Here is a 20512-nt window from a genome sequence, read left to right as displayed (position 1 = left end):
TATTCAGGTATCAAGCTAATTTATCAATTTATATAGTTCATTTCTTACATTGTAACGCTAAATAAAAGTTAAGCTTAACTACCGTCTAATGCAAAAACTACTTTTTCACTCGTTATAAATGATGTAAACTGCTTTAATTCAGTTTAAAGTGAACGTCTTGTTTTTCTAAAAGTTGTAATAACTCGGTCGAAATATTTACTTTTTGTTTTCTACTATTTAAAGTTACCTTAATTTTTTCTTGCATTTCATAAACGATAAAGTTGACATTGTGCTCTCCTTTATGATTGGTAAAGGTGTCTTTTAATGTGCGCACATTCTCTTCTTTTAGATTTGCAATGTTCAATTTTATGGTAAGTTTTTTGGCATATGTTTCCATAACTTCTTGTAATAGCATGAAGCTATTGAACTGCACTCTCGGGTCTCCTTTTTTACCGGTATCCTTATTCATCCATCCGTCACGAACAAATAATTTCACGTAGGCAAAGGAATTGATCATTAAGAAATGTCTGAATTTTAAATACTCCTCACCAAAAATCCGGAATTCATAAGAGTCCGTATAATCTTCCATGGTAAATGCTGCCCATCCTTTTCCGTTTTTAGAAACTCTATGCTGCACATCTGTAATTACAGCGGCAAACGTAAGTTCTCTGTTTACGTAGGAAGGTAAATCATGCACACAAGCTATATTGGCATTACAAAATGCCTTTACTTCGGTTTTGAAATCATCTAACGGGTGACCAGAAATGTAAATACCTACTACTTCTTTCTCGCGACGTAGTTTTTCCATAGTGCCCCATTCTTCACAAGGTGGTACCTCAGGTTCTGGTATTTGTACTTCGCTGGCATCGCCAAATAGACTTACCTGGCTAGAATTCTCGCTTTCTTGAAATTTAGCACCATACTTAATAGTCTTCTCTAAAAAGGTGACTCCGTCTCCTTCATTATGAAAATACTGTGCTCTATGCGTATCACCGAAAGAATCAAAGCCACCGGCAACTGCTAAACTTTCAAATGCTTTTTTATTGGCGGCACGAAGGTCTATACGTTTCGCAAAATCAAAAACCGATTTATATTCTCCTTCTTCTTTTCTGTTTTCGACTATGGTTTCAACAGCACCACGACCAACACCTTTTACGGCACCCATTCCGAAACGGACAGCACCAGCATCGTTCACGGCAAATTTGTAATACGATTCATTTACATCTGGTCCCAATACCTCTAAGCCCATTCGCTTACATTCTTCCATGAAGAAGGTAACCTGTTTAATATCATTCATATTATTACTCAATACCGCAGCCATATATTCGGCAGGGTAGTGGGCTTTACAATATGCGGTTTGGTATGCAATCCAAGCGTAGCAGGTAGAGTGAGATTTGTTAAAGGCGTAGGCTGCGAATGCTTCCCAATCTTTCCAAATTTTCTCCAGTTTATCAACGGCATGTCCTTTAGCTGAAGCTTGTTCAATGAACTTAGGCTTCATCTTATCTAATACATGCTTTTGTTTTTTACCCATCGCCTTACGCAAGACATCGGCTTCACCTTTTGTAAAGTCCGCCAACTTTTGCGATAACAGCATCACTTGCTCTTGGTATACTGTAATACCATAAGTTTCTGCTAGGTATTCTTCGTTAGCATCAAGGTCATATACAATTTCTTCGGTACCATGTTTACGGGCAATGAAACTTGGTATATATTCCATCGGACCAGGACGATACAAGGCGTTCATGGCAATTAAATCTGCAAAAACGGTGGGTTTTAACGCCCTCATGTGTTTCTGCATTCCGGGAGATTCATATTGGAACACCCCAACTGTTTCCCCTCTTTGGAAGAGTTCGTATGTTTTTATATCATCTAGCGGAAAATTCTCTGGGTCTAATTCAACACCGTGTTTCGCTTTCACGATTTTAACGGTATCCTTAATTAAGGTCAGTGTTTTTAATCCCAAGAAATCCATCTTCAACAATCCTGCATCTTCCACAACCGAGTTATCGAACTGAGTACAGTACATCTCAGAATCTTTGGCAAGTGCTACGGGTACGAATTTGGTAATATCATCGGGAGTAATAATAACCCCACAGGCATGAATACCGGTATTACGTACAGATCCTTCTAGAATATAAGCTTGGTTTAAGGTTTCTGCTTCGAGACCATCGCCCTCAGAAATTGCTAAAAGCTCATTTATTTTTTCTAAATCTTCTGACCTAAATTTTGATTTTAATATCTTTTCATCGACCCCAATAATCTTTTTTAGCTTAGACATATCGGGTATCAACTTCGCCATGCGATCGGAATCTTGCAAAGGCAAATCTAAAGCACGAGCCGTGTCTCTAATGGCGGACTTGGCAGCCATGGTACCATAAGTGATAATCTGTGCTACTTGATTTGAACCGTATTTGTTGATCACATAGTCCATTACACGACCACGCCCTTCATCATCAAAGTCAATATCAATATCGGGCATACTTACACGATCCGGATTTAAGAAACGCTCAAAAAGTAAGTCGTACTTAATAGGGTCTAAATTCGTGATCCATAAACAGTAGGCAACGGCAGATCCCGCAGCAGATCCACGACCGGGACCTACGGAAACATCCATAGCTCTTGCTGCTCTAATAAAATCTTCCACAATTAAGAAGTAACCTGGGTAACCAGTTTTCTCAATTACTTTAAGCTCAAAGTCTAGTCGCTCATCAATAGATGGTGTTATTTCGCCATATCTTTTCTTGGCGCCTTCATAGGTGATATGACGTAGAAATTTATTCTCACCACGTTTACCGTTATCTAGTTTATCTTCTTTAAACTGAAATTCTTCTGGAATATCGAAAGCAGGTAACAATACATCACGAGCTAATGTAAAGGTGTCTACTTTGTCTACAATTTCTTGAATATTGATGATAGCTTCAGGAATATCCTTAAAAAGCTCTTTCATCTCATCAGATGATTTAAAGTAGTATTCTTGGTTCGGTAGTCCGTAGCGATAGCCGCGACCACGACCTATTGGTGTAGCTTGCTTTTCGCCATCTTTTACACATAAAAGGATATCATGTGCATGTGCATTTTCTTTCTCTGCGTAATAAGTGTTGTTGGTGGCTACTAGTTTTACATTGTGCTTTTTTGCAAACTGAATTAATACTTGGTTTACACGATCTTCATCTTCTTGACCGTGGCGCATGATCTCAATGTATAAGTCATCGCCAAAAGTCTCTTTCCACCAAATCAACGCCTCTTCTGCTTGATTTTCACCAACGTTCAATACTTTGCTCGGTACCTCACCATATAAGTTACCTGTCAATACCATGACATCTTCTTTGTACTGCTCAATAACTTTCTTATCGATACGAGGTACATAATACTTACCCGAAACGAATGCTATAGAAGACATTTTTGCAAGGTTCAAATACCCTTGTTTGGTCTTGGCAAGCATTACTATCTGATACCCGTTGTCTTTTTGCGATTTGTTGGTGTGATCTTCACAGACTTGAAATTCGCAACCTATAATAGGTGTTATTTCTTGTTCAGGTTCCGGTAGTTCAGTTAAAGGTTCTTGCCCTTCTTCTAAAGTGCCGTTTTGTGTAGCTTCGAATAGTTTTTGGTTTGCTTCATTTCTAGATACTACACCTTTGTTATGGTTTAGTACTCCGTTTACGAAATGGAAAGCACCCATCATATTCGCATGATCCGTCATGGCAACTGCTGGCATTTTAGCTTTTGCGGCAGCAGCAACTAAAGCAGGTACACTTATAGTTGATTGAAGGATGGAAAACTGGGTGTGATTATGTAAATGTGAAAAATTTGCGTTTTCTAATGTCGCTAAATTCTCTTCTATTTCTTCTTGAGAAACTCCGCCAGTATCTTTGGCCCAAAGTGCATCGGCTATTTTCTTCGATGCCTTTTTTAGGTTAATATGTTTAAGACCGATAAGTTCAATTTCTTTCGGATTCGCCTCAGAGAAATTCTTAAAATAATCTGGCTGAACATCTAACTGTTCTTTTGTATACTGTTGCTTACGAATAAGCTCTAGAAAACAACGGGTAGTTGCTTCAACATCGGCAGTTGCATTATGCGCTTCGCCAAATGGCTCACCAAATAAATATTGATGCAGTTCTGTTAATGTAGGTAGCTTGAATTTACCACCTCTACCACCAGGAATTTGACAAAGTTTTGCGGTGTGCTCTGTACAAGTATCTAAAATGGGTAATTCTTGTAGCGGATTTTCAACACCTAAACGGTGAAATTCAGCACCCATAATATTTAAATCGAACCCTACATTCTGCCCAACCACAAATTTTGTTTTAGACATGGCAATGTTGAATTTCTCTAACACCTCAGATAGAGAAATACCTTTTTGCTCTGCTAGCTCAGTAGAGATGCCGTGAATTTGTTCAGCATCATAGGGAATGTTGAATCCGTCTGGGCGAACCAGATAATCTTCATGCTCAATGCATTTTCCCATTTCGTCATGCAACTGCCAGGCTATCTGAATACAACGCGGCCAGTTGTCAGTGTCGGTAATAGGGGCATTCCATTTTTTTGGAAGACCGGTGGTTTCGGTATCAAAGATGAGGTACATAGCGAATTTTCTGTGTGTTAAAAAGCGGTCAGTTACTTGACCTAAAAAGTGCATATAAAATTACAAAAAAGGAGGTGTTTGAAAAAGTAGAATTGCAAAGAGTTATTAACGGGTGAATTTATAGGCATATATTAGTGTATACTTTATTAGATTCTATTTTTTGTAAAAAAGGGGTGAGTAGCTTTAGTTGTTAGTATTCGCTGAGGTTTTGAGAGTGTTTCTTTATTTTTGCATCGGAATTGAAATGAAATCTTTTTATGGTTATTTAAATAACTATTATTCATGATTGTCATTTCGGTATTTTAAATTATATTTGCAGCCGCTTTCAGATTAGCTTTGCTCACTGAGTGCGAAAGAGTTAAAAAACTAGAATTAATAATCAAGGGTCGGGCACCCTACAAATTAATGTGATATGCCAGTAAAAATTAGATTACAAAGACACGGTAAAAAAGGAAAACCATTCTATTGGGTAGTTGCTGCAGATGCAAGAGCTAAAAGAGATGGTAAATTCTTAGAGAAATTAGGTATCTACAATCCTAATACAAACCCTGCAACAATCGAACTTAATATCGATAATACAGTACAGTGGTTGCAAAATGGTGCACAACCTACAGATACAGCTAAAGCTATTCTTTCTTATAGAGGTGTTCTTTTAAAGCATCACTTATTAGGTGGTGTTCGTAAAGGTGCATTAACTGAAGAGCAAGCTGAAGAAAAATTCAATGCTTGGGTTGTTGAAAAAGAAGCTTCTATTGCTAACAAAGTTGGTGGTTTAGATAAAGTAAAAGCTGATGAAAGAGCTGCTGCTTTGAAATTAGAAAAAGAAGTAAACGATAAGCGTGCTGCTGATGCTGCCGCTGCTGCTTTACCAGAAGTTGCTGAAGGTGAAAACGCTGAAGCTGAGGTAGAAGCTGTTGAAGCTGCTGGCGAGCCAGAGCAAGTTGTTGAAACTCCAGAAGCTCCGGCTGCTGAAGAAGATAAAGCTTAATTTTTAAGAAACGATGCGAAAGGAAGAATGTTTCTACCTAGGTAATATCGTTTCAAAATATAGTTTCAAAGGTGAGGTGCTAGTAAAACTAGATACCGATGACCCCGAGATATACGAAAACATGGAATCAGTATTCGTTTCTTTAGGAAACAATCTGGTTCCATTTTTTATTAAAAAATGCCGACTTCATAAATCGAACTTACTACGTATAGATTTTGAAGAAGTGAAATCAGAATCTGATGCTGATCGCATTATGAAATCTGGACTCTATTTACCCCTTACCATGTTACCCAAACTTACGGGTACCAAGTTTTATTATCACGAAGTTATTGGCTTTACAATGATTGATGCTGTTCATGGTGATATTGGTATTGTACAAAGTGTAAACGATACTACTGCTCAAGCTTTGTTCGAAGTTGAAAAAGAAGATTTCCAATTGCTTATACCTGTAAGTGATGATATCATTACCAAAATAGATCGCGAGAATAAAAGTATTTTCGTGAAGACCCCAGAGGGCCTTGTAGATTTATACCTTTCGTAAATTACCTGCTATATTCATTGTTAATTTAATAGGTACAACCTTTATATTTTATCATTATGATAAATTTTGTTTTCATTTTTATGAATTCTAGTAGTATCTAGCTTCTTTACTTCGTTATTGGTCGAATTTTAACTGTTATTATATGGTAAAGTTTGTAAGTTCAATGCAGTTATTAAAAACCTGCACCAATGACCAAGAACTCCATCAGTAACTCACTCGGTTTTATCACTATAGCACTTGCTTGCTGTGTATTGTTGAGTTGTTCGTCTAAATCTGAAAAAACAATCGCATTAAACGATAGTGCCGGTCTAAACAGTGTTCCCGAAAAAATCGATTTTACGTTTCATGTAAAACCAATATTATCTGACCGTTGTTTTATATGTCACGGTCCAGATAAAGACGCTGTTGAAGGAGACTTTTCGCTTCATTCTCCCGAAGAAGCTTATCGAGCTTTAGGGGATCTTAAAGATCACTTTGCTATAGTGCCAGGCGATGTTTCTAAAAGTGGATTAATTGAACGAATTAATTCAGATGACTCGAATCTCATAATGCCTCCGCCAGAATCTAATTTGGTATTAGAAGATTTTGAAAAGAAGATTCTAGAAAAATGGATAGAGCAAGGCGCGGAATATAAAACACATTGGGCATTTATTCCACCAGCACCACAAGAAGTGCCGGAAAATGATATGGAATGGGGGAATAATGAAATTGATGCTTTCGTTTTAAATAAGTTGACCGAAAAGAATATGACCCCTAGTGATCGGGCGAGTAGCGAGAAATTGTTGCGTAGAATTACATTCGATTTAACTGGACTTCCACCAACTTTAAATCAATTAGAGAGATTTGCTGCTGATCCTTCTCAAAAGAGGTATGAAGGAATTATAGATTCATTATTGTTATCTGTAGACTATGCAGAAAACATGGCAGCAGAATGGATGGATATTGCGCGGTATGCCGATACGCATGGGTATCAAGATGATTTTGAGCGTACCATGTGGCCTTGGCGAGATTGGGTAATTCATGCGTTCAAAGAAAATATGCCGTATGACCAATTTGTCACTTATCAACTAGCGGGAGATTTATTGCCAAATGCGAATTTAGAACAAATATTAGCTACCGGTTTTAACAGAAATCATAAAATTACAGCTGAAGGCGGAGTGATTCCGGAAGAATATCGGGTTGAATATGTTGAAGATAGAAATACTACATTGGGTACAGCATTTTTGGGGCTTACCCTTGAATGCGCGCGTTGTCATGATCACAAATATGACCCTATCAGTCAAAAAGAACATTTTCAATTCTATAGCTTCTTTAACAATATTCCTGAGAAAGGGTTGTTGGCAAACGCTGCAGAATTACCAGAACCATATATAAAAGTTACTTCGAAAGAAGTTGATGACATCCTCGGCTTCATTAATCTTGAAAGTAGTGATATGAAAGAGGTGCCAGTAATGGTGATGAAAGAAATGGACCAGCCGAGGTCTACCTTTATATTGAAAAGAGGTATTTATGATCAATATGGTGATGAAGTTTTTCCTGATACTCCTTCGTCTATTCTTCCCTTTGATGATTATCCGAAGAATAGATTAGGATTGGCACAATGGCTTTTTGAAGATAAACATCCACTTACGGCAAGGGTTGCAGTCAATAGGTTGTGGCAGCGAATGTTCGGTAGTGGTATTGTGGCATCTTCGTTTGATTTTGGTAATCAAGGGTCGTTACCTACACACCCAGAGTTGTTAGATTTTTTAGCTATTAAATACAAAAATGAAGGTTGGAATACGAGAGAGATGCTAAAATACATAGCCATGTCTGAAGCGTATCAACAAGAGACAAAATCAACAAAAGAGAAATTAGAACAAGATCCGGAGAATAAGTATTTGGCACGTGCATCGCGATTACGTTTATCATCTGAAGCGATTCGTGATCAAGCTTTAGCATTTAGCGGATTGTTGAATAAAGAAGTTGGTGGACCAAGTGTAAAGCCCTATCAGCCTGAAGGTATTTGGGAAGAAACCACCGGTGGTGGTGGTGGAAGTACCGCATCATATACTTTAAGTGAAGGTAAAGATGTCTATAGAAAAAGTATTTATACATTCTGGAAACGTACCGTTCCACCACCAAGTATGATGACTTTTGACAGTAGCTCTAGAGATTATTGTTCTGTAAAAAGACAAGAAACTAACACTCCGCTACAGGCTTTGGTATTACTTAATGATCCTCAAATAGTAGAAGCGGCAAGAGTGGCAGCGGTAGGTGAAATGACTGCGCACCCCAATTCTGAAAATGAGCAGATAAAGACCTTATTCTATAAAGCAACCTCGCGATTACCAAATGAAGTTGAGGAGCAGTCGCTAGTTGATTACTATACCGAAATGTTGGGTAAAGTAGAGAGCGGCGAAATCTCGGTAAGTGAATATTTAAGTATCGGTAGAAGTGAAGTGCCTGCAGAACTGAATAAAGAGAAACTGGCGGCAATGACTTTAACGGCACACACAATTTTAAATTTAGACGAAACTATAAATAGAGGCTAATTATGAGCGAGAAGAAAATAGTTGAGGAACGTTCTCTAATTTTAAACAGACGATCTTTTTTAGGAAAGGCAGCAATGGGAGTCGGTGGAATAGGCTTAGCATCATTAATTGGTAATAATCTATTTAGAAAAGGAGAAAACGGATTGTATACTGCCGATAGCGGACCAGCTGGAGTAAAAGGAGTATTAGATTCTTTGCATCATCCATCGAAAATAAAAAGAGTTATTTATCTTTTTCAAAGTGGTGGACCATCGCAATTAGAATTGTTCGATTATAAACCTCTTTTAAATCAGCGTAGAGGTGAAGATTTACCAGAGTCTATTCGAAACGGGCAACGTTTAACGGGTATGACTTCCGGTCAAGATAAATTCCCGCTTGTAGGTTCTAATTTCGGATTTCAAAGGCATGGTAAAAACGGCACGTATATTAGTGACCTTTTGCCTTATACTGCTAAAGTTGTAGATGATATTTGTATAGTAAAATCGATGTATACCGAAGCGATAAATCATGATCCCGCAGTTACTTTCTTTCAGACAGGTTCTCAACAACCGGGTAGACCAAGTATTGGTTCATGGTTAAGTTATGGTCTTGGTAGTGAGAATGAAAACTTGCCGGCATTCACGGTTTTATTATCAAGAGGTTCGGGTAGACCAAACGGACAGCCATTATACACCAGACTTTGGGGTAACGGATTCTTACATTCCCTTCACCAAGGTGTGCAGTTTAGAGCGGCAAAAGATCCTGTTTTATATTTAAATGACCCAAAGGGGACTACGGCAGATGTCAAAAGGTCTATGCTAGATAAATTGGCTGAACTGAACGATCAGCATTATCAAGAATCTAATGACCCAGAAATACAAAGTAGAATTGCTCAATACGAAATGGCATATAGAATGCAGACTTCGGTACCAGATGTAATGAATACCGAAGGTGAGCCAGATTATATTTATAAAATGTACGGGTCAGATGCCAAGATTCCGGGTACGTTTGCGGCAAATTGTTTGTTAGCTAGACGTTTAGCAGAAAAGGATGTCCGCTTTATTCAATTGTACCATATGGGTTGGGATCAACACGATAATTTACCCGGTGCTATTCAAAAACAAGCAAAAGATGTAGATCAAGCTTCGGCAGCTTTGGTTGCCGATTTAAAACAACGCGGTATGCTAGAAGATACTTTAGTTGTTTGGGGCGGAGAGTTCGGAAGAACAAACTATTCTCAAGGTTTGCTTACCGATACCACCTACGGTAGAGATCACCACCCGAGATGCTTTACCATGTGGATGGCCGGTGGTGGTATTAAACCTGGTATTGTTTACGGTGAAACTGATGAATTTGGATATAATATCACTGAAAACCCAGTGCACGTGCATGATTTTCAAGCAACGATGCTGCATCAATTAGGTATTGATCACGAGAAATTTACCTATAAATATCAAGGTAGACGTTTTAGATTAACCGATGTAGAAGGCAAAGTAATCAAAGATATTTTATCTTAATGGAGAGAAGAACTTTTATAAAAAATACTGCAGCAGCGTCAGCAGGCTTATTGACCTGCTCTTCTGTGGGTGCAAATTTATTAGCATATAAAGATGCCATTATTGGGCATGGTAGTCATCAGTATAAGATTGATTTAAATTGGGGTGCGCTAAATCCGAATTACTACCCGGTGAACGATTGCCATGAAATGGTACAAGATTCTAAAGGGCGAATTTTATTATTAACGAACCACACCAAAAATAACATCATCGTTTATGACCGTTCAGGCAAGTTATTAGAAACTTGGGGTACTGATTATCCGGGGGCTCACGGGTTGACATTGAATGTTGAAAATGGCGAAGATTTCCTTTATATATCAGATAATACGCGTCATGAAGTTATTAAAACAACTATAGATGGTAGGGTCGTACAGGTTTTTACCTATCCGAAGGAATCAGGAAAATATACCTCTAAAGACCAATACATACCTACCGAAACTACCATTGCCGAAAACGGAGATGTGTATATCGCCGATGGTTATGGTGCACAATATATAATGCGTTACAATGCTAAAGGCGAGTTGTTACAAACTTTTGGTGGTAAAGGAGATGCAGACCACCTTTTTAATAATGCCCACGGAATTTGTATTGATACGAGAGGAGGGAAAAGTCCGGAGCTATTAATAACTGCCAGACAACAGAATAAGTTGAAACGCTTTACTATGGATGGGAAATTTATTGAAAGTATAAATTTGCCGGGAGCATTTATTTGTAGACCTGTAATAAAGGGTGATAACGTGTATTTGGCAACCATTTGGTCTGGCGATGGATCTGATGGCACTGGCTTTATTTCCATTTTAGATAAAGACAATAAATTGATTTCTGCACCAGGTGGATGCACTCCTGTTTATGAGAATAATGTGTTGAAGCCAATGTATCAATCTATCAAAATATTTACGCATCCACATGATGTGTGCGTAGACGATGATGATAATTTATATGTAGCGCAGTGGAACTCAGGAAAAACATATCCTATAAAATTGAATAGAATATGATGAAGCGAACTATTTTTTCTCTTTTTACAATGTTGTTGAGTCAAATAGTAATATCTCAAAATGCAGCAACAGAAATGTTTCAGTTGGCTTCACCGAAAATGATTGTTTCCGCTGTTTTTTTCGATTCATTTACGACACTCGAAATTACCAAAGACTTACCTAATTCGGTTATAAAATATTCGTTGGATGGAAGCGGAGTGAATCAAGACTCTAAAGTTTATAATGAGCCATTAAGAATTGATAAGAGTGTTGTAATAAAGGCTGTCATGTATCATCCTGATTATTTAGAAAGTGACGAGGTGCAATTAGAAGTAGTTAAAATTGCCAAGAAAAGTGCGATTAAATCACTTGTATTGAATCAGCAACCTAGTGAAAAGTATTCTGGCTTGGGAGCTGCAGGGTTAATGGATTTAAAGAAGGGAAGTGCGCAATTTGGCGGAGATAAACAATGGTTGGGTTACCAAACTGATAGTGTTTCGGCTATGCTTCAATTAGAAAGAAATAGTGAGGTGTCACAAGTAGTGCTTAGCGCTTTGACCAATCAATCGAACTGGATTTTCGCTCCCGGTAGAATTGAAGTTTTTTATGATGGAAAATTAATTGGAACTGAAACCTATTCTAAGAGTGAAATAGAAGCTTCAAATGGGGCTACTTTTTTGACTGTGCCTGTAATGAAAGGGACGTACAATACTCTTAATGTGGTAATATACCCACTAAGCGGAATTCCAGAATGGCATCAAGGTAAAGGCACTACGCCGTGGTTGTTTATAGACGAAATTATAATTCAATAGCATGATTCAATTAGGAATACAAATAGGGCACCTACATCCGCTTTTTGTTCATTTGCCCATCGGTATTATTATGATGGCATTTTTGCTTGAAGTATATAGTCGATTTATTGCAAAAAAATCGTTCGATGAAATCATTGAATTTACATTATTGGTAGCAGGTGCTACGGCGATATTGTCATTGGGCACGGGTTGGCTATTGGGTGAAGAAAGTGGGTATGATGTAGATTCTCTTTTTCTGCACCGTTGGATGGCAGTATCTTTTACAGTAACTACAGTTTTACTATATTTCGTAAAACGGAGTAAAATTACCTGGTTGAGTAAATCTTATATTTCGTTGTTTCTTGTTGTTTTAGGCTTAATAAGTTTAACAGGACATTTTGGAGGTAATATGACCCATGGCGAAGATTATTTGTTCTTGGAAGAAAAGGAAGAACTAGTAATTACAAATATTCAAGAAGCGAAGGTATATGCCCAAATAGTACAACCAATTTTTGATGATAAATGCGTGAGCTGCCATAATGCAAACAAAGCAAAAGGTGGTTTGGTAATGAATTCTCCCAATGAGCTATTGAAAGGTGGTGATAATGGCGGATTTTTAGATACGATCGCAGGTCAAGAGCGATCTATGTTTTTAGAGCGTGTGCATTTGCCTTTAGAAAATGAAGACCACATGCCACCGAAAGGGAAGGTTCAATTAACAGATAACGAGAAGATACTGTTGGAATGGTGGCTGGAAAATAAAAATTGTTTTGAATGCAAGGTGAACGAGCTGCCAAGAGAAGGAAAATTAGCTGCAATACTAACTTCTCTTGAGCAAGATACTTCTGCATTGGCTGTTCTAGCCAAAGACGCCGTAGAGATACCAAAAGAGTGGTTGCAAAATATTAGGGGTGCGGGTATACCAGTACAGACTCTATCTGGAAAAAATCATTTATTGGCGGTGAATATGTCGAGTATGGATTCTATTACGGAAGACATGTTAGAGGCTCTAGAGGAATACGCTCCTAATATTGTAGAAATGGATTTCGGATTTAGCAATTTCAGCGATGAGTTAATGTCGCAATTAAAACCTTTTAAAAATTTACTGAAATTGAAGCTACAGCATACTAATGTAACTGATGCTATTGCCGATGATTTGTCTGATTTTGAACTATTAGAATCACTGAATCTTTATGGTACAGCAGTGACCGACAAGTTAGTTCTTGAACTTAAAAAGAATAAAAAACTTCAGAGTATTTATTTATGGAATACAAGTGTTTCTACAGATGGTTTAACGCAACTTCAAACAAATAACCCTGGGTTAACCATACAGCAAATTGGGGCAGATGTCTTTGAAGCAACTATTTTAGACCCACCTACGATAATAAGTGATGTTAGTTTTTTTAGTGATCATCTCACTATTTCAATTGAAAGCCTTTTTGAGGGCACCGAAATATACTATACCATTGATGGCTCTACACCAACAGAAGCTTCTTTGAAATACGATGCTGAAATTACTTTGCAAACCACTGCTAATGTAAAAGCAATTGCTGTAAAAAAGGAGTGGAAGCCAAGTGTGATAGCCGAGCGTACGTTCATTAAGAATAACATCGCTTATAATAATGTCAATTTACTGACCATACCAAATGAGAAATATGCTGGTCAAAAAGGTAAAACTTTAATCGATCAAAAACGGGGTTCTACTAACTTTGTTGATGGCAATTGGCTAGGTTTTGAAGGTAAGCACCTCAATGCAATTGTTGAGTTAAAGGAACAGAATAAAATATCAAAAGTATCAATTGGTGCTTTATCGGCACCCGCAAGTTGGATATTCTATCCTAAGACATTAGTAGTGTCAGCCTCTAAAGACGGAGTGAATTATAAAGAAATTGGAAGAAAAGAATTGGGTGAAGAAGAACCGAATGCAGAGGTGAAGCTTACTTTTTTCGATTTAGAGGTTGCACCTACTAACGCTAAATATGTAAAATTACAAATACAGAGTCCGTTGAAAAACCCAGCTTGGCATACAGATCCAGGTGGTAAAAGCTGGATTTTCATTGATGAAGTAGTGCTTAATTAATCGCCTTTGCAAATATTTTTTTATTGTTAATTCAGATAGCTAAAAAAACCATATGACTTCTAAATTGAACTACTTGCTGTTGTTATCTTGTTTGATAGGTCAATATATCATTGGTCAAGAAATTGAAGTCAAAGAAGAAGTTTCTCCGAATATTATATTAATTTTTACTGATGACCAGGGTTATAATGATGTTGGTGTTTTTGGAGCCGATGATATTGATACTCCCAATCTTGACCAAATGGCTAGAGATGGAGCAATGCTGACTAATTTTTATGCGGCTCAGGCGGTTTGTTCAGCTTCAAGAGCTGCGATACTTACCGGTAGTTATCCTAATCGTATCGGTATTCATAATGCGTTTATGCCTAATAGTAAAAAGGGTTTGAATCCAAAGGAAACTACACTTGCAGAAATGCTAAAAGCTAAAGGCTATGCCACGGCAATTTTTGGTAAATGGCATTTAGGTGATGCAAAGGAGTTTATGCCAAACAAACAAGGTTTCGATGAGTACTTCGGAATTCCGTATTCGAACGATATGTGGCCATTGCATCCACAACAAGGACCTATTTTCGATTTTGGTCCATTGCCGCTATATGAAAATGAAAAGGTGATTGATACACTTACCGATCAAACGAACTTAACGACAGAAATTACCGAACGAAGTGTTGATTTTATTGAACGAAATAAGAACAATCCGTTTTTTCTATATGTACCACATCCACAACCTCATGTGCCTTTGTATGTATCTGATAAATTTAAAGGAAAATCGAATAGGGGACTTTATGGTGATGTTATTATGGAATTAGATTGGTCTGTTGGTGAGATCATAAAGGCAGTTGAAAAGAATGGATTGACGGAAAATACCATTATTATTTTTACTTCGGATAATGGACCTTGGTTGGCTTATGGAAATCATTCTGGTAGTGCATATCCGTTTCGTGAAGGAAAAGGAACCGGATGGGAAGGCGGTCAGCGAGAACCTTTTATTATTAAGTACCCAAAAGAGATTAAAAGCGGGATAACTATTGATGCGCCACTTATGGCAATTGATATTTTACCTTCTTTGGCAGAGGTTACCAATGCAAAACTACCTGATGAAATAATTGACGGTAAAAGTGGTTGGTCTTTATTTACGGGTAAAACAGATGAGAGTCCGCAAGAAGCTTATTTCTTTTACTACAGGGTAAACGAGTTATTCGGTGTACGCTATGGTAAATGGAAATTGTATTTTCCACATCGGTACAGAACCATGAACGGTCAAGAACCTGGTAAAGATGGTTTGCCTGGTGAGTATAAAATGGTGGATTTAGCTGAGATCGAATTATACGATTTAGAATCTGACGAAAGCGAAACAACCAATGTTGCAGCAAGTAACCCTAAGGTGGTCGCTACTATTCAAAAGTTAGTAGATGAAATGCGAGTACGACTGGGTGATTCTTTAAAAGACATGGAGGGACTGGAAACTAGAGCTCCTGGAATTATTGATTAGTTATAATTTTTAAATGAGAATGAAATCACTTCTTGTTTAATTCAAAAAACTGAAGCGCATCATTATTGTTACCTACTAAAATATATTCTTTTTTGCCATTTGATAAAGGTGTTATCTTTTTGGCATCCTTAGCAGCATAAAACCCTATTTCAGAACCGCGTTGAGCGGTAAAAGCACCTTTTCCATTGCCGAGTAAAAGAATACCTGTTCCTGCGTCGTTTCTCGGGGTTTCTATTTCTGAAACATATAGATTGCCTATTCCTAATATATCAAGTGCTCCATCACCGTTAAAATCCCTAATAAGCATATCGTTGAGGTTAGATAGCTGTGCTAAATTTGGTAGGTTGCTGATTTTAAATTGACCGTTTCCGGTATTCTCAATATAAACTGAAGCAAATGTATCTGTGTAGTAGTGAAGTGAGTTCTTCAATTTTTCCTCTCCGTAAACATCTTTCAGCTCCATAGATGCAAACGCATCGTACTTGATAATTTTTTTCTTCAGATCTGGCACTTGTTCCGAAGAACACGAAAACCCTCGTAGCGGGTAATGTTTTTCTTTGTTGTAATACCCCAGAACGATATCGCTGTTGCCGTTGGCATCAAAATCATTATAATAGACATCAAAAGGTTTGTCTGTGCTCGTTTTGTACTTGTAATTAAGACCTAGATTACCTGCGATGTAATCCATGTCGCCATCATTGTCAAAATCACCTTGTTCTATACTAAACCACCAGCCGTTTGTTGCGTCGAAATCTCCAACATCAATTTTGGTGAATTTTCCATCATTATTCTCAAAAACGGTTATCGGCATCCATTCGCCAACAACAATTAAATCTAAATCTTGGTCGCCATCATAATCACTCCAAATGGCGTCTGTAATCATACCAATATTTAATAATTGCGGAGATAGTGATTCTGTATTGTTTGATAATTGTCCGTTGTCATTTATAAGCAACATACTAGAAGACGGATTCGGGTATTGCTGTGGCGTATGTCTTCCGCCAACAAATAAATCGATATCACCATCACCATCATAATCTGCAGCTTTTACAACTGACCCACTAATTCTATCGGCATTGAGTATCGCACCTTTTTTAAAGGTGCCATTACCTTCATTTAAATAGATTCTGTCCGTATAATGGAAATCATTTTTTGGGTATTCATTACCGCCACTTACTACATACAAATCTTTGAATCCGTCGTTATTGATGTCAACAAACAGCGCATCAACATCTTCATAGCCTGCTTCTTTTTGCCAGAAAGCAGTCTGACTTTCTTTAAAATTACCATCTTTTTGTTGTACGAATAGGACAGGAGCTTGGTTTGCTGCACCACCAATATAAAAATCATTTAGACCATCGTTATTAATATCTCCAGTAGTTAATGCCGGACCAAATTGCGATAGTTTGTGTGGAAGTAAAACTTGCTTTTCAAAATCATCAAAGCTATTTTCTTGATGTTTAAATTGAGCAGGGAAAGTCGTTGTTCTATCTGCAAAAAGATAGGTGTCAGATTTTTCAGTTTTAAGCGTAGTAGATTCAGAATCATTAGAAGAAATTTCTAAAAACTGATTTGCTTTAATATTCTTTTTAATAGTAGTATTTCCGTTAGGCCACAGAATGCTAATGCTATCTACTTTTGTTAATGAGTTTAGGCCAAAATGAAGAGCAGATTCACTTGTTGAATAAATGCCACGTACGTTTGTAGATTCTAAAGTTTGAACACCTTGTTTAGTGTAAATGTTTACTCTAGCGCCAAAAGTTGGTTTGTTAGCTTCATCTTTTAAAGTGATTCTTAGAAAGTTCTTATCTGATTGAATTTCTGAATTGTTACGATATAGGAAAGCCTCGTTGTTAATGTTATTGGTAACTAAGTCTAAATCGCCATCATTATCAAAATCAGCATAAGCAGAACCGTTAGAAAAAGACTCATCATCTAAGCCCCATTCATTGGAACTGTTTTCAAATTCTAAGTCGCCTTTGTTCTTATAAGCATAATTTTTTAATGGTTGGGAAGGAACCATGTTAACTGCTTTTTCAAGATTGACGATATCCCAAATGCTTTTTACATTTTGAGCGTTCGGATTCTTTTGAAGCCATTGAGCTCTGGTCGTATTTATGTAGTTCGCCACATTTTTATCGGCATCGGTATTTCTAATATCTCTTAGGAGTCCGTTAGTGACATAGGTATCTTTAAGTCCGTCATTATCAAAATCAGCAATAAGGTTAGACCAGCTCCAATCGGTTGCTGCCATACCTGTAAATTGAGCTATGTTGCTAAATGTTTCATTACCATTATTCAATTGTAGTGTGTTGTACATATACTGGAAACCACCACCATCTTCGACCACTTTCCAGAAAGAGCCGATATTCATTCCGCTCATGTTCGATTTTAGTCTAAAGTTGTCTTCAGAAACCATATCTAAAACAAATATGTCTAAGTTTTGGTCATTGTTTATATCAGCAATATCAACACCCATACTATAATATGAGGTTTGTTTTAAGGCGCTTTTTTCAATGCTTGAAAATGTTCCATCTTGATTGTTTAGAAATAGAAAATCTGGAGCATAAAAATCATTTGCAACATAAAGGTCTGGCCACCCATCATTATTTATATCGCTAGCTGAAACTGCATTTGGGAATCCGGTTTTATTAATTCCTGCCTCTTCCGAAACATCTTGAAATGTATCTCCGTTATTTTTATAAAGTTTTAAAGAATATTCAGGTATTAGAAGATTGTTGGCATCATGATATTTAGATAGACTACCTGGGTTTGGTGGTTGAGTTAATAGGAAAAGATCTAATAATCCGTCTTTATCATAGTCTAAGAAAGTAGCATGCCGTGTTCTTTCTGTATTTGCTATCAGAAATTCTTCAGCCTTTTCTTCAAAAGTGCCATCACCCTTATTGATGTATAGTAAGTTTCTACGCCATTCGGGATTTTCATCATAAAGCTCTCTGCTTACATAAATATCTAAATGACCATCATTATTAATATCTGCCACAGTTACCCCTGTAGACCAACCATCGAAATTTTTAATTCCAGCTTTTTCTGTGATATCCTCAAAAGTTAAATTGCCTTTATTAAGGTATAATTTATCGGGAACCATATTGCCTGCAAAGAAAATATCATCTAGTCCGTCATTATTGAAATCACCAACACCAACACCGGCACCGCCATAGAAATTTGCATAAGCGAATATATTCTTATCCTTGTCGTCTTTAATAATATTATTGAAATCAATACCAGTTACATCTGATTTAAGTAGCGTAAATAGTGTGTTGTTGTTCTCAATCTTTTTAGGCGCTTTTTCGCAACATAAAAACAGTAATGCACAGAAGTAAAATAAATGCCTGATTTTCATAATTACAAGATACTATTTTAAACAAAAAAAAGGAGAGTTTCCTCTCCTTTTCAAACTCAATAAAAATTAACTCAACTATTATGAGAGGTTTCACTCAAAAACCAAACTTAATTATTGTTACTGCACATCCCACCAAACTCGTGTGGTAAGAACATCAGGACCTTGTATAGCGATTGCAGCCGCATAGTTATCCGGATTTGTGCTTTGCTCATTTTCAGAATATGTAAGTCTTCTCGGTATAGTACCGTTGGTAACGTTACCAGGGTAATTTACAGGTGTAAGAACAGGGAAACCAGTTCTTCTCCAGTTAGAGAATGTTTCATATTCATTTAAGAATGTAGCAGCCCAATATTGGGTGTTTATTTGTTCTAAGGCGTTAGTAGAATCATAAGGATTAGCCGTTAGGTAATCTGCGATATCAACATCAGCGATAGTGCCATCAGCACCATAAAGCGATAAATGCTTCATCGCTGCAGTAACACCATTATTGTAGTGTGCTTCTGCATCACCTGCAAGACCCCATCTTACATTAGCCTCTGCTAACATGAATTCTACTTCAGCATAGGTTTGAAAGATCATAGGTGCAATTTCAGACGTGATCAATAATCTATTTGGTTCTGAGTATGCTTGAACATTTTCTTCGCCAGTTAAATCATTCAGTAAATCTGAATCTAATCCATTTGGTAGACCAGCTTGATTGGCTGGGTCAAGTCTTTCTGCCGGAGTTCTTAAAATTGCATTTCCTTCAGCATCTTCTTCGCCTGTATTTTCTGGTAAAGAAGCTAGCACTGTAAGTCTTGGGTCACCTGCATCTTTTAAGAAATTAATGAATGTATCACTCATTCTTGGGTTGCTGTCTGCAGTAAAAACTTCACCTATACCATTTTTGTTATCAGCATCATGTTGAAGATAAAAGATGTCTTCGTTAGAAGTCATAACACCACCAGCGATTGCTTTTGCTGCCCAAGCTTGAGAAGCCGTTGGGTCAACTTTAATCAATCTAAGACCTAAGCGCAACATCAATGAGTTTGCTAGTTTTTTCCATTTTGCTTGGTCACCGTTATAGATAACATCAGCAGCACCAAAATCAGATGTTCCTGTACCTAGAGCAGCAGAAGCTTCTTCCAATTGATTTAATAAATCAGGATATATTTCACTTTGCAAATCATACTTAGGTAGATAAATACCTTCGATAACTGCTTTTCCTGCTTCGCTATAAGGAACATCACCATAAAGATCTGTAATTCTTGCATATGTAAAAACACGTAAGATTTTTACAATAGCTTTCATCTCTTCAGGAGCTTCTTCCTCTTCTAGCTGTAATGTTAAATCTTCAATTGATTTTACAGCATTACCATAATATCTATCAAGTAATGAAGAAGCGTATCCTTTGTTCCAAGTATACTTGTCGCCACTCCAATAACCTGCAGTTGTAGCAACATGTTGCATCATTGTAGATTGATAGATCATTCCTGCTCTCCAGTTATCATATCTTTCGCTAGAGATAAACTTCATTACCGCAGTTAGCTTGTTGCCAGCTGCAACTTGAGTAGGCTTGGTAGGATTGACATTTAATTCTTCAAAGCCGTCGTCACATGCACCAACAGAAAGTAGTGCGAACAGTAGTATGTATATTGATTTTTTCATAG

Annotated in this window: 11 protein-coding genes; 8 read left to right on the top strand and 3 right to left on the bottom strand. The window is 37.3% G+C overall.

Annotated elements, in window-relative coordinates; genetic code table 11:
* Positions 1-133: 133 nt before the first annotated feature.
* Positions 134-4570: a DNA polymerase III subunit alpha gene (gene dnaE / locus QSV08_RS13840; RefSeq protein WP_324024048.1), complete on the bottom strand. Its 4437-nt coding sequence runs from the start codon at positions 4568-4570 to the stop codon at positions 134-136.
* 412 nt (positions 4571-4982) lie between these two features.
* On the opposite strand from dnaE, the gene QSV08_RS13835 reads away from it, so the two are divergent.
* The 8 genes from QSV08_RS13835 to QSV08_RS13800 all read left to right on the top strand — a co-directional run bounded on the left by QSV08_RS13835 (position 4983) and on the right by QSV08_RS13800 (position 15499).
* Complete coding sequence (locus tag QSV08_RS13835; RefSeq protein ID WP_324024046.1) at positions 4983-5558, top strand: 30S ribosomal protein S16; 576 nt, start codon at positions 4983-4985, stop codon at positions 5556-5558.
* Between the two features lie 13 nt (positions 5559-5571).
* Entirely contained in the window at positions 5572-6099 is a 528-nt protein-coding gene (gene rimM / locus QSV08_RS13830; protein WP_324024045.1) for a ribosome maturation factor RimM, read from the top strand.
* Positions 6100-6287: 188 nt separating this feature from the next.
* The gene (locus tag QSV08_RS13825) at positions 6288-8633 is read left to right on the top strand and encodes a PSD1 and planctomycete cytochrome C domain-containing protein (RefSeq protein WP_324024043.1); all 2346 of its coding nucleotides are present in this window, start codon (positions 6288-6290) and stop codon (positions 8631-8633) included.
* Positions 8634-8635: 2 nt separating this feature from the next.
* Positions 8636-10129 carry a DUF1501 domain-containing protein gene (locus QSV08_RS13820; protein WP_324024042.1) on the top strand — a complete coding sequence of 498 codons (1494 nt, stop codon included), beginning with the start codon at positions 8636-8638 and terminating at the stop codon, positions 10127-10129.
* A complete protein-coding gene (locus QSV08_RS13815; protein WP_324024039.1) occupies positions 10129-11163 on the top strand; it encodes a 6-bladed beta-propeller in 1035 nt (344 codons plus the stop codon). The genes QSV08_RS13820 and QSV08_RS13815 overlap by 1 nt, the downstream gene beginning before the upstream one ends.
* Positions 11160-11954, top strand: coding sequence for an FN3 associated domain-containing protein (locus tag QSV08_RS13810; RefSeq protein ID WP_324024037.1), 795 nt, complete (start codon positions 11160-11162; stop codon positions 11952-11954). The genes QSV08_RS13815 and QSV08_RS13810 overlap by 4 nt, the downstream gene beginning before the upstream one ends.
* Position 11955: 1 nt before the next feature.
* Entirely contained in the window at positions 11956-14013 is a 2058-nt protein-coding gene (locus QSV08_RS13805; protein ID WP_324024035.1) for a chitobiase/beta-hexosaminidase C-terminal domain-containing protein, read from the top strand.
* Positions 14014-14065: 52 nt separating this feature from the next.
* Positions 14066-15499, top strand: coding sequence for a sulfatase (locus QSV08_RS13800; protein WP_324024033.1), 1434 nt, complete (start codon positions 14066-14068; stop codon positions 15497-15499).
* 25 nt (positions 15500-15524) lie between these two features.
* On the opposite strand, the gene QSV08_RS13795 is transcribed toward QSV08_RS13800, so the two are convergent.
* Together QSV08_RS13795 and QSV08_RS13790 are read right to left on the bottom strand one after the other, a co-directional pair.
* Positions 15525-18863 (bottom strand): VCBS repeat-containing protein, encoded by a 3339-nt coding sequence (locus tag QSV08_RS13795; protein WP_324024031.1) that lies wholly within the window; start codon positions 18861-18863, stop codon positions 15525-15527.
* A gap of 117 nt (positions 18864-18980) precedes the next feature.
* Positions 18981-20510, bottom strand: a complete 1530-nt coding sequence (locus QSV08_RS13790; RefSeq protein WP_324024029.1) for a SusD/RagB family nutrient-binding outer membrane lipoprotein — start codon at positions 20508-20510, stop codon at positions 18981-18983.
* Positions 20511-20512 lie beyond the last annotated feature (2 nt).

This window comes from Maribacter sp. BPC-D8, from assembly GCF_035207705.1.
Classification (GTDB): domain Bacteria; phylum Bacteroidota; class Bacteroidia; order Flavobacteriales; family Flavobacteriaceae; genus Maribacter.
The sequence above is the reverse complement of the archived record's forward strand: the minus strand, read 5'-3'. Positions and strand labels throughout refer to the sequence as shown.